This window comes from Streptomyces sp. NPDC051310, from assembly GCF_044455245.1.
In the GTDB taxonomy this organism is placed as follows: Bacteria; Actinomycetota; Actinomycetes; order Streptomycetales; family Streptomycetaceae; genus Streptomyces.
Map to the genome: position 1 here is coordinate 286,231 of NZ_JBITEO010000004.1, position 15,489 is coordinate 301,719.

At 74.1% G+C, this 15,489-nt stretch carries 8 protein-coding genes; 4 read left to right on the forward strand and 4 right to left on the reverse strand.

Annotated elements, in window-relative coordinates; translation table 11 throughout:
• The first annotated feature begins 110 nt into the window (after window positions 1-110).
• The 3 genes from glgX to ACIA79_RS08385 all read left to right on the forward strand — a co-directional run bounded on the left by glgX (window position 111) and on the right by ACIA79_RS08385 (window position 6,183).
• On the forward strand, window positions 111-2,372 hold the full coding sequence (gene glgX, locus ACIA79_RS08375) for a glycogen debranching protein GlgX (RefSeq protein WP_399427357.1): 2,262 nt from the start codon (window positions 111-113) through the stop codon (window positions 2,370-2,372).
• Between the two features lie 92 nt (window positions 2,373-2,464).
• Complete coding sequence (locus ACIA79_RS08380; protein ID WP_399427358.1) at window positions 2,465-4,240, forward strand: ABC transporter ATP-binding protein; 1,776 nt, start codon at window positions 2,465-2,467, stop codon at window positions 4,238-4,240.
• Between the two features lie 11 nt (window positions 4,241-4,251).
• Window positions 4,252-6,183: an ABC transporter ATP-binding protein gene (locus ACIA79_RS08385; RefSeq protein WP_399427495.1), complete on the forward strand. Its 1,932-nt coding sequence runs from the start codon at window positions 4,252-4,254 to the stop codon at window positions 6,181-6,183.
• Between the two features lie 46 nt (window positions 6,184-6,229).
• Here ACIA79_RS08385 and ACIA79_RS08390 read toward each other — a convergent pair whose 3' ends face one another.
• Complete coding sequence (locus ACIA79_RS08390) at window positions 6,230-7,534, reverse strand: Kelch repeat-containing protein (RefSeq protein ID WP_399427359.1); 1,305 nt, start codon at window positions 7,532-7,534, stop codon at window positions 6,230-6,232.
• 485 nt (window positions 7,535-8,019) lie between these two features.
• On the opposite strand from ACIA79_RS08390, the gene ACIA79_RS08395 reads away from it, so the two are divergent.
• Window positions 8,020-10,053 carry a M4 family metallopeptidase gene (locus ACIA79_RS08395; protein ID WP_399427360.1) on the forward strand — a complete coding sequence of 678 codons (2,034 nt, stop codon included), beginning with the start codon at window positions 8,020-8,022 and terminating at the stop codon, window positions 10,051-10,053.
• A gap of 74 nt (window positions 10,054-10,127) precedes the next feature.
• On the opposite strand, the gene glgP is transcribed toward ACIA79_RS08395, so the two are convergent.
• The 3 genes from glgP to ACIA79_RS08410 form a co-directional block, all read right to left on the reverse strand.
• Window positions 10,128-12,758: an alpha-glucan family phosphorylase gene (gene glgP, locus ACIA79_RS08400; RefSeq protein WP_399427361.1), complete on the reverse strand. Its 2,631-nt coding sequence runs from the start codon at window positions 12,756-12,758 to the stop codon at window positions 10,128-10,130.
• Window positions 12,759-12,869: 111 nt separating this feature from the next.
• Entirely contained in the window at window positions 12,870-14,183 is a 1,314-nt protein-coding gene (locus tag ACIA79_RS08405) for a flavin-dependent oxidoreductase (protein WP_399427362.1), read from the reverse strand.
• A gap of 13 nt (window positions 14,184-14,196) precedes the next feature.
• Window positions 14,197-15,384 (reverse strand): monodechloroaminopyrrolnitrin synthase PrnB family protein, encoded by a 1,188-nt coding sequence (locus tag ACIA79_RS08410; protein WP_399427363.1) that lies wholly within the window; start codon window positions 15,382-15,384, stop codon window positions 14,197-14,199.
• Window positions 15,385-15,489 lie beyond the last annotated feature (105 nt).

Consider the following 15,489-nt stretch of genomic DNA (forward strand, 5'->3'; position numbering starts at 1 on the left):
AAAGCGCGCGCGGGTTCCGGGGAACCGGGAACCGGGCACGGCCGACCGCCGGCACCCCCACAGGCGCCGTGGAGGAGAACCGGGCCCTCACGAAAAAGGGGAGCCGGCAGGTGTCGAGTGCGGCGGAACGGGAGGCGGTGCGGCGTGCTCAGCAGAGCACACAGGGCGCACTGCGGGTGGTACGCGAGCTGAACGGGCGCCCGAGGACGGCTCCCGGACCGCCGGTGTGGCCGGGGGCGCCGACGCCGCTGGGCGCGCGGTTCCGGGTCGGGCCGGACGGGGTGGCGGGGACGAACTTCGCGCTGTGGGCGGGCGGCGCCGAGGCGGTGGAGCTGTGCCTGTTCGACGCGGACGGCACGGAGAGCCGCGTACCGCTGACCGAGCTGACGCACCAGATCTGGCACGGCTTCGTGCCGGGCGTCGGGCCCGGGCAGCGCTACGGCTACCGGGTGCACGGCCGCTGGGACCCCTGGACGGGCGCCCGGTGGAACCCGGCGAAGCTGCTGCTCGACCCGTACGCGCGGGCGGTGGACGGCGACTTCACGCTGCCGCCGGAGGTGTACGGGCACGTCCGGGACTGGCCGGAGCAGCACGTCGCCGACACCGTGCGCGACGACCGGGACTCCGCGCCGTACGTGCCCAAGGGCGTCGTCGTGCACGACGACGCACCGGGCGACGAGTGGGAGGACGACCGCCGGCCCAAGACCCCGTGGGCGGACTCCGTCATCTACGAGATGCACGTGCGGGGCTTCACCAAGCGCCACCCCGGCATCCCCGAGGAGCTGCGCGGCACGTACGCCGGCCTCGCCCACCCGGCGGCGGTGGAGCACCTCGTACGGCTCGGGGTGACGGCGGTGGAGCTGCTGCCGGTGCACCAGTTCGCGCACGAGGACCACCTGCTGCGGCGGGGCCTGCGGAACTACTGGGGCTACAACTCCATCGGCTACTTCGCGCCGCACGCCGCGTACAGCTCGTCGGGCACGGCGGGGCAGCAGGTCGGCGAGTTCAAGCGGATGGTCCGGGCGCTGCACGCGGCGGGCATCGAGGTCATCCTCGACGTGGTCTACAACCACACCGCCGAGGCGAGCGAGCTGGGCCCGATGCTGTCGCTGCGCGGCATCGACAACCGCGGTTACTACCGGCTGGCCGCCGACGCCCGCCGGTACGCCGACTACACGGGCTGCGGGAACACCCTCCACGTCGTGCAGCCGCACGTGCTGCGACTGATCACCGATTCGCTGCGCTACTGGGTGACCGAGATGGGCGTCGACGGGTTCCGCTTCGACCTGGCGGCGGCGCTGGCCCGCTCCATGCACGACGTCGACATGCTGTCGCCGTTCCTCGCGGTCATCGCCCAGGACCCGGTGCTGCGGCGGGTGAAGCTGATCGCCGAGCCATGGGACGTGGGCAACGGCGGGTACCAGGTCGGCGCCTTCCCGCCGCTGTGGACCGAGTGGAACGACCGCTACCGGGACGCCGTGCGCGACTTCTGGCGCGGCGCCCTGCCCGATGTGCGGGAGATGGGGTACCGGCTGTCCGGGTCCAGCGACCTGTACGCGTGGGGCGGGCGCCGCCCGTACGCCTCGGTCAACTTCGTCACCGCCCACGACGGCTTCACCCTGCGCGACCTCGTCAGCTACGAGCACAAGCACAACGAGGCCAACGGCGAGGGCAACCGGGACGGCACGAACGACAACCGGTCCTGGAACTGCGGCACCGAGGGGGAGACCGACGACCCGGCCGTCGGCGCGCTGCGGCGGCGGCAGGTGCGCAACCTGCTCACCACGCTGCTGCTCTCCACGGGCGTGCCGATGCTCGTCGCGGGCGACGAGATGGGCCGTACGCAGGGCGGCAACAACAACGCGTACTGCCAGGACAACGAGATCGGCTGGGTCGACTGGTCGCTGCCGGAGCAGCCGGGCCCGCGCGGGCTGCTCGCGCTGACGTCCCGGCTGCTGGCGCTGCGGCACGCCCACCCGGTGCTGCGGCGCCGGGCGTTCTTCTCGGGCCGCCCGCAGGGCGCGGACGGGCTGCGGGACCTGGCGTGGTTCACCGCGCGGGGCGAGGAGATGACGGAGGCGGACTGGTACGCGCGGACGGCGACGATCGGGCTGTACCTGTCCGGGCGGGACATCCCTGGACGGGACGCGCGCGGCGAACCGGTCACGGACGACAGTTTCCTGGCGGTTCTGCACGCGGCCGCCGAGCCGCTGGACTTCCTGCTCCCCGGGCCGCCCTGGGCCGCCGCGTACGAGCTGGTGGTGGACACCTCGCGGGAGGAGCAGGCCGAGGCACCGGGCACGGTCCACGCGGGGGGCGAGGTGCTGAGGGTGCCGGCGAGGTCGGTCCTGCTGCTGCGGGTGCGGGAGTAGCGGCGCCCCCGCCGGCGGCGGGGTACGGCCTGCCGCCGGTCGGCCGAAAACCGCGTGAGCGATGTCAGTGGTGAACCGTACGCTCGGTACTGATGACTGACCGTTCAAGCATTCGCTCGCTGATGCGCTTGTGGCCGTACGTCCGTCCGGTGCGCGCGCGGTGGTTCACCGCGGCGGTGATCGCCGTCGTGGCGTCCTGCCTGGGGCTCGTCATTCCTCTGGTACTGAAGTGGCTGGTGGACGGCCCGGTGACCGACCGCGACCCGGGCGGTGTGGGGCTCGGGGCGCTGGTGGTGCTGCTGCTCGGGCTCGCGGAGGCGGGGCTGTTCGGGCTGCGGCGGTGGCTGGTGGCGCGCCCGCTGGCCGGGGTCGAGGCCGCGATGCGCGCCGACCTGTACCGGCACGTGCAGCGGCTGCCGATCGCGTTCCACGACCGGTGGGCGTCGGGGCAGCTGCTGTCCCGGGCGACGACGGACCTGTCGCTGCTGCGGATGTTCCTGGCGTTCCCGCTGACGTTCCTGTTCGTGAACGGTGTGACGGTGCTGGCGGGCTGTGCGGTGCTGCTGGTGCAGGACCGGGTGCTGGGACTGGTGCTGCTGGTGCCGGTCGTCCCGCTGATCGTGGTGTGCGCGCTGTTCGAGACCCGGTACTCGGTGGTCGCGCGGCGCGCGCAGGACCAGGTGGGCGATCTGACGACGGTCGTCGAGGAGAGCGTGCTGGGCATCCGCGTCATCAAGGGCTTCGGGAAGCACCGCAGCCAGGCGCGGGCCTCCCGCGCGCTGGCGGAGCGGGTGCGGGGCACCGAGCTCGGCAAGGCGCGGCTGCTGGCGGGCATCTGGGCGGTCATCACGATCGTGCCGGAGCTGGCGATCGGCGCGGCGCTGGTGCTGGGGACGGTGCGGGTCGCGGACGGCGACCTGTCGGCGGGCACGCTGGTGGCGTTCCTGACGACGGCGCTGGCGCTGCGGTGGCCGGTGGAGTCGATCGGGTTCCTGCTGGCGATGAGCCAGGAGGCGGCGACGGCGGCGGACCGGTACTTCGAGGTGATGGCCGAGCCGGAGGAGGACGACGGCGGCGCGTCCCGGACCGGGGCGCCGGCCGTTCCGCTCTCCGGGGGCCTGCGCTTCGAGGACGTCACCTTCCGCTATCCGGACGCGCCGCCCGGCGCGCCGCCGGTGCTGGCCGGGATCGACCTGCACGTGCGCCCCGGCGAGACGATGGCGCTGGTCGGCGCCACGGGCTCCGGCAAGACCACGCTGACGGCGCTGGTGCCGCGGCTGCACGAGGTGACGGGCGGCCGGATCCTGCTGGACGGGGTCGACGTGGCGGACCTGCCGCGGGAGCGGCTGCGGGAACTGGTGGCGGTGGCCTTCGAGGAGCCGACGCTGTTCTCGGCGAGCGTCGGCGAGAACGTGCTGATGGGCGCCGGCCCGGCGGGCGCGGGCGAGACGGAGCTGCGGCGGGCGCTGGACGTGGCCCAGGCCGACTTCGTGCGGAACCTCCCGCAGGGCACCGAGACCCAGGTCGGCGAGCAGGGCCTGAGCCTCTCGGGCGGCCAGCGCCAGCGCCTCGCCCTGGCGCGGGCGGTGGTGGGCCGCCCGCGGTTCCTGGTCCTGGACGACCCGCTGTCGGCGCTGGACGTCCACACGGAGGGCCGGGTCGAGGCGGCGCTGCGCGAGGTGCTGCGGGACACGACGGCCCTGGTGGTGGCGCACCGGCCCTCCACGGTGCTGCTGGCCGACCGCGTGGCGCTGCTGTCGGAGGGGCGCATCACGGCGGTGGGCACGCACCAGGAGCTGCTGCGGGAGAGCGCGCAGTACGCGTGGCTGATGTCGGGAGCGGACGGAGCGGCGGGCGGTACGCGATGACGGACGGCACGATGACGGACGACCCGGCGCCCCACGGCGCGGAGCCGGAGCCCTGGGCCGGGCAGGGCTCGGGGACGAAGCAGGGCCCGGAGCCGCAGCCGGGCACGGGAACCAAGCAGGGTGCGGGCGGTCCGGCGGGCGGCGCGGAGGAGGAGCTGTTCGACCGGGACGCGTTGCCGGCCGGGCGGGGGGCGACCGGGGCGCTGCTGCGGTCGCTGCTGCGCCCGCGCCGCCTGCGCGTCGCCGTCAGCGCGCTGCTCCTGCTGGTGCAGCAGGCGGCGGTGCAGGCGGGCCCGCTGCTCGTCGCGTACGCCATCGACACCGCCGTACCGGCGCTGCGCCGCGGGGAGCACGGGCCGCTGGTGGCCGTCGCCGCCGGGTACGGGGTGTGCGCGGTGGGCGCCGGGCTGCTGCAGTACGCGTTCATCCGCACCTCCGCGCGCGTCAACCAGGACGTCCTGCTGGACCTGCGCGGCCGCATCTTCCGGCACGCGCAGGCGCTCAGCGTGGACTTCCACGAGCGGTACACCTCGGGCCGGCTGATCTCCCGCTCCACCACCGATGTGGAGGCGCTGCGCGAACTGCTCAGCGAGGGCCTGCAGGAGCTGGTCGGCGTCGTCCTGTCGTTCGTCTCCATCTCGCTGCTGCTGCTCTGGCTGGACCTGGGCATCGGTGCGGTGGCGGTCGCCTCCTTCCTCCCGCTGTACCTGCTCGTACGCCTCTACCGGCGGCGCGCCGCGCTGGCGTTCGGCGAGCGCTCGACCGCGATCTCGGCGGTGATCGTGCAGTTCGCGGAGACGATGAACGGCATCCGGCCGGTGCGCGCCTTCCGGCGCGAGCGGGCGAACGACGTCCGGTTCCAGGAGCTGAACCACCGCCACGAGCGCCGCAACGGCGACGCGATACTGGAGATGGCCCGCTACGTCGTCGGTTCGCGTCTGATCGCCAACACCGCGGTCGCGGGCATGGTGCTGTGGGGCGCCCACCGGGTGGCGAGCGGCACGCTGGCGCTCGGCGTGCTGGCGGCGGCCGTGCTGTACGTGCGGCGGCTGTACGACCCGATCGACCGGCTCGCGATGTTCCTCAACTCCTACCAGTCGGCGGCCGCGTCGCTGGAGAAGATCGCGGGGCTGCTGGGCCGGACGCCCGCGGTACCGGAACCGGCCGCCCCGAAGGCTCTGCCGCCCGCGCGCGCGGACAGCCCGGGCCGCGAGGTGGTCTTCGAGGACGTGCGGTTCGCCTACCGCACCGGCGGCGAGGTGCTGCCGCGCTTCGGGCTGACGATCCCGGCGGGGCAGACGGTCGCGGTGGTGGGCGCGACGGGCGCGGGCAAGTCGACGCTGGCGAAGCTGCTGGCCCGCTTCTACGACCCGACCGGGGGCCGCGTGCTGCTCGACGGCGTGGACCTGCGCGACCTGGCGGTGGCGGAGCTGCGGCGCGGGGTGGTGATGGTGACGCAGGAGGCGTTCCTGTTCTCCGGGACGGTCGCGGAGAACATCGCGCTGGGGCGCCCGGAGGCGACCCGGGAGGAGATCGAGCGGGCCGCGAAGGCCATCGGCGCCCATGACTTCATCGCCGCCCTCCCGGACGGTTACGACACCGACGTGCGCAAGCGGGGCGGCCGCATCTCGGCGGGCCAGCGCCAGCTGGTGTCCTTCGCCCGCGCCCTGCTGGCCGATCCGGCGGTGCTGATCCTGGACGAGGCGACGAGTTCGCTCGACGTCCCGGGCGAGCGGGCGGTGCAGCGCGCGATGGACACGGTGCTGAAGGGCCGCACGGCGGTGGTGATCGCCCACCGCCTGTCGACGGTGGAGATCGCGGACCGTGTCCTGGTGATGGAGGCGGGCCGCATCGTGGAGGACGGCCCGCCGGCCGAGCTGATCGGCGGGACGGGCCGTTTCGCGGAGCTGCACCGCGCGTGGCGCGACAGCCTGGTGGGGTGAGCCGCCTCCGGCTCACCCCGGTGCGGGGCCACAGCGGTCGCGGGGGTTACAGGCGGGAGAGGTCGATGGCCGACATGTGGGTGCTCGGGGCGGCGTCGACCATGCCGCCGGGGGCGTAGAGGCAGGTGCGGGAGCGGTCCTCGGAGCAGGGGGCCGCCGTGGCGGTGAAGCCGAAGCGGGCCTCGGGCAGCGGGGGCAGGGCCGACCAGGCGTTGGTGCGCGGGGCGAACACCTCGGTGGTGGCGACGGCGGTCAGCTGCGCGGTGGGCGAGCCGCCGATGCCGTACACGCAGCTGGTGCCGGCGAGCGTGGAGGTGCCCGGGCAGGGGCCGGAGACGACGCCCATGCCGCGGCGGGCGGTGGGGGCCGAGGGCAGCTTCACCCAGGCGCGGGACTCGGGGTCGAAGACCTCGACGGTGCTCACGGGTTCGGCCGTGTCGTTGCCGCCGACGGCGTACACGCAGGTGGGCGCGTGGGACACCATGGCGCGGGGGCAGGACGCGGCGGCGACGCCGAGGCTGCGGCGCGGGGTGGGGAGCGAGGGCAGGGTCGCCCAGGTGTCGGTGGCGGGGCTGTAGGCCTCGACGGTGGCGAGCGTCTTCGTCTCGCTCCCGGAACCGGTGCCGTGGCCGGTCCCCGAGCCGGTGCCCGTTCCGCTACCGTGACCTGTCCCGGTCTCGGTGCCGGTCCCGGTGCCGGTGCCGTGGCCCGCGCCGGTGCCGGTACCCGTGCCGGGGGCCGGTGTGCGCGCGGCGCCCGCGACGGCGTAGACGCACAGGCCGCGCAGCCCCTCGACGCCCTGCGGGCACGGCGCGGTCGCGGCGCCGAGGAACGCGCGGGCGGTGGTCATCGGGGCCACCTTCGCCCAGGTGTTGGTGGCCGGGCTGTAGGCCTCGACGGTGGTGAGGGAGCCGCCGCCGTTGGTCCCGCCGACGGCGTACACGCAGATGCCGCGCAGCGCCTCGGTGTTCCGCGGGCACGGCGCGGTGACGGCCGAGAGCCCCGAGCGGCCGACGGACATCGACGGCAGCTTGGCCCACGTCCTGGTCCCGGGGCTGTACGCGTGCGCCGACAGGGCCGCTTCGAGCGGATGGCCGCCGATGACGTAGACGCAGCGGCCGTCACCGAGGCCGTCGACCTCCTCGGGGCACGGCGCCGTGGTGGTGCCGTGCCCGGTGCGGGCCATGGTCATGTCCGGGGCGGGCACCCAGCCCGGGTCGGCCGCGGCGTGCGCCGGGGCGGCCGGGGCCGCCAGCGCCGAGGTCAGCGCGGCGGCGGCGAGCCACCGGCGCCGCCGGTGGCCGCGCGGGGTGATCGGGTGGCGTCCGTCGGGTCTGGAGAAGATCCGCACCTGTGGTCCCTGCCTTTCAGTGATCTCGGCATTCGGGACCATTAAGACATCACACCCCCCGACACGCGGGCCGGTGGCGACCGTACGACTGACGTGGCGCCGCCGGACGGCGGCGCGTCCGACCGGGATCGGACGGGCCCGGAACGAGCCACAGTTCCGGGCGGCCGCGCGAGGCGCGCCCGCGGGGTGCTCAACACGCCGTTCACACCGGCGACATGGGGCCGGGCGCCGGGCGCCGGGCGCGCCGGGGCCTTCCGCGAACACTCCGCGGCAGGGGGGCGGCGTCCGGCGAAACGTCCGCTTAACGAACATGGCTTTTCGGGCACCGGACGATTTCCGGCCAACTTGTTGACGCGCTCCTGACAGCAAGCCTTCGCTGCTGCCACTCTTCCAGCGTTCTCCGCACATCTGTTCCACCAGCTCTTGTTTGCTCCGCCGAGCGGCCCACCCAGCCGCCCGTAACCCCCCTCGCAAAAGGAGTCTGCGTGAGATCCACGCCTAGCCGTCGCGCCACCGCGACGGGTGCTCTGATCGCCGCCGCCGCCATGCTCACCGTGGGTGTGCAGACCGGTGCCGCCACCGCCGCCGACGACCCGTGGACGGCCGCGCCGAAGGCGCAGTCGGCCGGCCAGGCCGACCCCGGCGCCCTGCCCGCCGACCTCTCCCCCGCCCAGCGCACCGCGCTGATACGCGCCGCCGACGCGGACAAGGCCGCCAAGGCCAAGGAGCTCGGCCTGGGCAGCCAGGAGAAGCTCGTCGTCCGCGACGTCGCCCAGGACCGCGACGGCACCACCCACACGCGCTACGAGCGCACCTACGCCGGCCTTCCCGTCCTCGGCGGCGACCTCGTCGTCACGGAGAACAAGGCGGGCCGGACCGAGGGCGTCGTCAAGGCCTCCCGGGCGGCGCTCAAGGGCGTGGACACCAGCGCGGACGTCGCCCCGGCCGCCGCGGAGAAGCAGGCGCTGAGCGCCGCCCGCGCCGAGGGCTCCAAGGCGACCGACGCCGAGCGCGCGCCGCGCAAGGTGGTCTGGATGGGCCAGGGCACCCCGGTCCTCGCGTACGAGACCGTCGTCGGCGGGCTCCAGCACGACGGCACGCCGAACGAGCTGCACGTCGTCACCGACGCCACCACCGGCAAGAAGCTCTTCGAGTGGCAGGCCGTCCACACCGGCACCGGCAACACGCAGTACAGCGGGCAGGTCACCCTCGGCACCGCCCCCTCGTACACGCTGACCGACACCACCCGCGGCAACCACAAGACGTACAACCTCAACCGCGGCACCTCCGGCACCGGGACGCTCTTCTCCGGCTCCGACGACGTCTGGGGCGACGGCACCCCGTCCAACCTGGAGACCGCGGGCGCCGACGCCCACTACGGCGCGGCGCTCACCTGGGACTACTACAAGAACGTCCACGGCCGCAGCGGCATCCGCGGTGACGGCGTCGGCGCGTACTCCCGCGTCCACTACGGCAACAACTACGTCAACGCCTTCTGGCAGGACAGCTGCTTCTGCATGACGTACGGCGACGGCTCCGGCAACGCCAAGCCGCTCACGTCCATCGACGTCGCCGCCCACGAGATGACCCACGGCCTGACCTCCGTCACCGCCAAGCTGGTCTACAGCGGCGAGTCCGGCGGCCTCAACGAGGCGACCTCCGACATCTTCGCCGCCGCGGTCGAGTTCCACGCCAACAACACCCAGGACAAGGGCGACTACCTGGTCGGCGAGAAGATCGACATCCGGGGCAACGGCACCCCGCTGCGCTACATGGACAAGCCGAGCAAGGACGGCTCCTCCAAGGACTTCTGGTACTCGGGCATCGGCAGCATCGACGTCCACTACTCCTCCGGGCCGGCGAACCACTGGTTCTACCTGCTCTCCGAGGGCAGCGGGACCAAGACCATCAACGGCGTCACCTACGACTCGCCGACCTCCGACGGCCTGGCGGTCACCGGCATCGGCCGTGACAAGGCCGCGCTGATCTGGTTCAAGGCGCTCACCACCAAGTTCACCAGCACCACGAACTACGCGGGCGCGCGCACCGGCACGGTCGCCGTCGCCACCGAGCTGTACGGCGCCGGCAGCGCCGAGGTCAAGGCCGTCGAGCACGCCTGGGCCGGCATCAACGTCGGCTCCCGCCCCGGCGGCGGCGACCCCGGCACCGGCAAGATCTTCGAGAACACCGCGGACGTCTCCATCCCGGACAACGGCGCGGCAGTGACCTCGACGGTCAACGTCACCGGCATCACCGGCAACGCCCCGTCGGCCCTCAAGGTCGACGTGGACATCGTCCACACCTGGCGCGGCGACCTGGTCGTCGACCTGGTGGCCCCGGACGGCTCGGTCTACAACCTCAAGCCGTACAGCTCCTCCGACTCGGCGGACAACGTGAAGGCCACGTACACGGTCAACGCGTCGAGCGAGGTCGCCAACGGCGCCTGGAAGCTGCGGGTCCAGGACAAGGCCGCGCAGGACACCGGCTACATCAACAGCTTCAAGCTGACCTTCCCGTAGACCGCACGACAGGGGACGGGCCGCCCGGGGACACCTCCCCGGGCGGCCCGTCCGCTTGCGTGCGCCCGCGCCGGCTAGCGCATCAGGACGCCCGCGCCCTCGCCCGTCGCCTCCGTGGGCAGCGCCACCAGGCCCAGGTCCGCGCCCGTCGCCAGCAGCCGGTGCGCCGGCAGTATCCGCACGGTGTAGCCGAACGGACCGGTGCGCTCCAGGGTGAGCGGCCCCTCGTAAGTCCACCGCCCCTGCTGGTCGGGGCCGCCCGCCGGCTTCAGCGGCACCGTCTGGGGGTCGCGCAGCCGGTCGGCGGGGTCGACCCGGCCCGCGACCGCCTGCACCTCGACGTCGTCGGGCGACAGGTCCCCGAGGGTCACCCGCACCCGCAGGCCCAGGGTGGCGCCGAGCTCGGCGATGCCGTTGGCCTCGTCCACCTCGACGTGGTCGACGGTGACGTGCGGCCAGGCGGCGCGCACCCGGTTCTTCCAGGCGGCGAGTTCCCGGGCCGTCCGGCCGTCGAGGGACCGGTGGGCGAGCGCCGCCGGGGTGTACAGCCGCTCGACGTACTCGCGCACCATCCGCCCCGCGAGCACCTTCGGCCCCAGGTTGGCGAGCGTACGGCGGACCATCTCGATCCACCGCTCGGGCAGGCCGCTCGCGCCCCGGTCGTAGAAGCGCGGCGCGACCCGCTGCTCGATCAGTTCGTACAGCGCGGCCGCCTCCAGGTCGTCGCGCCGGTCCTCGTCCGTCGTCGGGCCGTCGGCGGTCGGGATGGCCCAGCCGAAGTCCGGCTCGTACCACTCGTCCCACCAGCCGTCCAGCACGGACAGGTTCAGGCAGCCGTTGAGCGCGGCCTTCATCCCGCTCGTCCCGCACGCCTCCAGGGGCCGCAGCGGGTTGTTCAGCCAGACGTCGCAGCCGGGGTAGAGCTTCTGCGCCATGCCCATGCCGTAGTCGGGCAGGAAGACGATGCGGTGGCGCACCCGCGGGTCGTCGGCGAACCGCACCAGCTCCCGCACCAGCCGCTTGCCGCCGTCGTCCGCCGGGTGGGCCTTGCCCGCGACGACGATCTGCACCGGCCGGGTGGGGTGCAGCAGCATCTCCATCAGCCGGTCCCGGTCGCGCAGCATCAGGGTGAGCCGCTTGTACGAGGGGACCCGGCGGGCGAACCCGATGGTGAGGATGTCGGGGTCGAACACCCCGTCGATCCAGCCGAGCTCGGCGGACCCGGCGCCGCGCTGCCGCCAGGAGGCGCGCAGCCGGGTGCGGACCTCCGTGACCAGCTGCTCGCGCAGCTCGCGCCGCAGCTCCCAGATCTCGGAGTCGGCGATGTCGGCGACCGAGTCCCAGCGCTGCGAGCCGCCGACGCTCAGGGCGTCCTCGGCGCGCTGGGCGCCGATCTTGCGCGCGCCGAGCCGGAACACCTCGGGCGCCACCCAGGTGGGGGCGTGGACGCCGTTGGTGATGGAGGTGATCGGCACCTCCTCCGGGTCGAAGCCGGGCCACAGGCCGGCGAACATCCCGCGGCTGACGGCGCCGTGCAGGGTCGACACGCCGTTGGCGCGCTGGGCGAGCCGCAGGCCCATGACGGCCATGTTGAAGAGGCTGGGCTCGCCGCCGGGGTAGGTCTCCATGCCGAGCTGGAGGACGCGTTCGACGTCGACGCCCGGGAGCTCCGCGCCGTCGCCGAAGTGGCGGGCGACGAGCTCGCGGTCGAAGCGGTCGATGCCGGCCGGGACGGGCGTGTGGGTGGTGAAGACCGTGCCGGCGCGGACGGCCTCCAGCGCGGCGTCGAACTCCAGCCCTTCCTCGCTCAGTTCGCGGATGCGTTCGAGGCCGAGGAAGCCGGCGTGGCCCTCGTTGGTGTGGAAGACCTCGGGGTCCGGGTGGCCGGTCAGCGCGCAGTACGCGCGCACCGCCCGCACCCCTCCTATCCCGAGCAGCATCTCCTGGAGCAGCCGGTGCTCGCTGCCCCCGCCGTACAGCCGGTCGGTGACGTCCCGCTCGCAGGGGCCGTTGTCCTCGACGTCGGAGTCGAGCATCAGCAGCGGGACGCGGCCGACCCGGGCCACCCACACGTGGGCGTGGAGCCGGCGGCCGCCGGGGAGGGCGAGGGACACCCGGACGGGTGAACCGTTCTCCTGGCGCAGCAGACCGAGCGGCATCTCGTTGGGGTCCAGCAGCGGGTAGTGCTCCTGCTGCCAGCCGTCGCGGGAGAGGGACTGCCGGAAGTAGCCGTGCCGGTAGAGCAGCCCCACGCCGATCAGCGGGACGCCGAGGTCGGAGGCGGCCTTGAGGTGGTCGCCGGCGAGGATGCCGAGGCCGCCGGAGTACTGCGGCAGGGCGGCGGTGATGCCGAACTCGGGTGAGAAGTAGGCGACGGCGGCGGGCAGTTCGCCGTCCGAGGCGCCCTGGTGCTGCTGGTACCAGCGGCGGCCGTGCAGATAGTCGTCGAGGTCGTCGGCGACGGCGGAGAGGCGGCGCAGGAACCGCCTGTCCTTGGCGAGCTCGGCGAGCCGCGCGGCGGGCACCGAGCCCAGCAGCCGCACGGGGTCGCAGCCGGCCGCCCGCCAGCCGTCGGGGTCGACGCTCTGGAACAGGTCCCGGGTCTCGGCGTGCCAGGACCAGCGCAGGTTGCGCGCGAGATCGCTGAGTGGTCGAAGGGGTTCGGGGAGGACGGGGCGCACGGTGAATCGACGGATTGCCTTCACGTGTTCCACCTTCGCAGGGCAGGTACGTATCGGGGCGGACGCACGGGCCTCGTGCGTCCGCCTTCACCCTCCGACGGTAGTGGCACGACGGCCCCGTCAACCACGGCGCACTCAGGGGAGCGCGCTCAGCGGCACCTCCCAGGGCGAGCCCGCGTTGACCGTCTCCGGGTCGAACGCCCCGGTCAGGGCGTAGCGCGCGGCGATCTCCGCGCGCTCCCGGGGCGGGATCACCTCGTCGATGTCGGTGAAGCCGTCCGGCGCGCGCTCATGGGCCAGGTTGATGACGACCTCGGGTCCGAGGCGCCGGTTGGCGCGCTGCAGCTCCGTCATGGCGGGGCGCCGTTCCCGTTCGTACGCGGCGAGTGCCTCGGCGGGGTCGCGGTGCAGGGCCATGGCGTGGGCCAGGGCCCGGGCGTCGGCGATGGACTGCGTGGCGCCGTTGGAGCCGATGGGGTACATGGCGTGGGCGGCGTCGCCGATGAGCGTGGTGCGGCCGTGGCTCCAGCGGGTGAGCGGCTCGCGGTCGACCATGGGGTACTCGTAGGCGCCGTCGCCGGCCCGCAGGATGCCGGGGACGCTGACGCCGTCGAACTCCCAGCCTTCGTAGTGGCGGAGGAAGGTGTCGAGGGGGACGGGCCGGTTCCAGTCGCCGCGGGCGTCGGTGTACGAGGCCCCCGGGCGGGTGGCGGCGATGCGGTCGGCGGGCATCGCCAGCGCCCAGTTGACGAGGACCTCGGGCCGGCCGGGGGCCGGGTCGGTCATCGGGTAGACCACGGCCTTCTGCCGGTCGTCGCCCGCGATGAACATGAAGGCGGGGGCGTGCCGGGCCGCCACGCGGGAGACCCCGCGCCATATGAGCATGCCGTTCCACGGCGGCTCGCCCTCGCCCGGGTTGAGGGCGGCGCGGACCGCGGAGCGGATGCCGTCGGCGCCGATGAGCACGTCCGGTTCGAGGGAGGCGCGCCCGCGCGTGGCGCCGCAGTGGTGGGCGAGGCGGACCCGGGGGCGGCCGTCGGGGAGGAGGTCCAGGCCGGCGACGCGGACGCCGGCGACGATCGCGGACGGGCCGAGCCGTTCCCGGACGGCCTCGGCGAGGGCGAGCTGGAGCCGGCCGCGGTGGATGGACAGCTGGGGCCAGAGGTAGCCGGCGCCCAGGCCGCGGGGCTCGCGGGAGACGAGCCCGCCGGAGCGGTGGTAGTAGCGCAGTTCGCGGGTGCGTACGGCGTCGGGCTCCAGCCGGTCGAGGACGCCGAGCGCGTCGAGCTCGCGGACGGCGTTGGGCATGACGTTCAGCCCCGCGCCGACGGGGCGGATCTCGCGGGCGGCCTCGACGACGGTGACGCGCGCGAAGCCGGCGGCGTGCAGCGAGAGCGCGGCGGTCAGGCCGGCGATGCCGCCGCCGGCGATGAGGACGTGCGGGGTCATGGGGGCGCTCCTGTCAGGCGGCCGGGGCCGGCGTGCCGGCTTCCGGGAGGCGGACCGCGGCGGCGGGGGCGGGCTGTGTCCGGACGGCCGCGGGGCGGGGGCGCTCGACGGAGCGGCGCACCAGCGTCTCGTTGTCCCGCGTCAGGTCGAGCACCTCGCGCAGCAGCGTCACCGGGGCGCCGCCGCTGCCCTCGTCGTACAGGCGCAGGTCGTCGCTGTAGGCCTTGCGGGCGATGCCGATGTGCCGGGCCCGGAAGGTCTTCAGGATGCGCAGCACCCGCGCGAGCGAGCGGGCGGAGGCGATCAGCTCGGGCGGCAGCCGGTGCACGGTCTCCCAGCTGAGCGCGGCGGACAGCTTGCTGACGGCGGAGACGCCGCCCCGGTGGGCCGCGTGGAAGGCGCGCCACGACGGCAGGCTGTACGCGACGGACTCGTCGAGGAAGGCGTCGTACGCCGGGTTGGAGCGGTCGCACTGCCAGAGGGTCAGGTCGACCAGCCACAGCGGGACCTGCGCGGCGGCCGGGCCGAGGTAGTCGCGGCCCGCCACGTCGATCTCCTCGAAGTAGGGGCGCAGCGTCTGCGCGAAGTACGCGGGCGTGACGTTGGCGACCGTGAAGTCGATGGAGTCGACCATCGCCTGGACGTGCTGTGCGGTGCGGTCCAGCGCGAGGGCGAAGCCCGGGTCGTACGGTTCGAGGCGGGCGAGGCAGGTACAGGTGTCGAGGGCGGCGACCAGGCTGGGGAAGACCATCCGGACGGCCTCCTGGAGGTGGGCCTCCATCTCGTGCCCGGTGTACATCCGCCGGCGCCGGCCGGGCGGGTTCCAGGTGGTGTAGTGGTGCACGGTGTCGCGGGGCACCATGTCGGTGCGGCGGGCCAGCTCCTCCAGGACCGGCAGGACCTCGGGGACGACCGCGAGGGGTTCGGTGCCGTGCCGTTTCAGTGAGCCGAGCAGCATGCCGATGTCCCGCATGCCGGCGAGGGCTTCGACGATGCTCCATTCGGCGACCCGGTCGAGGTCGGGCACGATCGTGCGCAGGGCGACGGTGAGCGCGGGGACGTCGGCGTCGCGGTTCATCGCGGGGAGCGCGGTGAGCAGCGGATCGGCGCCGAGCGGGTCGGCGGCCCGTATCTCGGCGATGCGGTAGCGCGGTTCGGTGGTGGTATCCAGACCGGGCGCGACAAGGTCGTACAGGGTCAAGGCAGGCCCCCTCGGGCAGTCTCGGGTCGGTCGGTGGCGACGGGCCGCTGGGTCAGGGCGGTCACGAGTCCGCTCGGTCGGGCGGGCACGCGGTCGCGGGACCAC

Excerpts from the sequence above, each read along its gene's own strand:
- ACIA79_RS08405 (WP_399427362.1), bottom strand. The coding sequence starts at position 14,183 with ATGACCCCGCACGTCCTCATCGCCGGCGGCGGCATCGCCGGCCTGACC.
- ACIA79_RS08385 (WP_399427495.1), top strand. The coding sequence starts at position 4,252 with ATGACGGACGACCCGGCGCCCCACGGCGCGGAGCCGGAGCCCTGGGCC.
- ACIA79_RS08380 (WP_399427358.1), top strand. The coding sequence starts at position 2,465 with ATGACTGACCGTTCAAGCATTCGCTCGCTGATGCGCTTGTGGCCGTAC.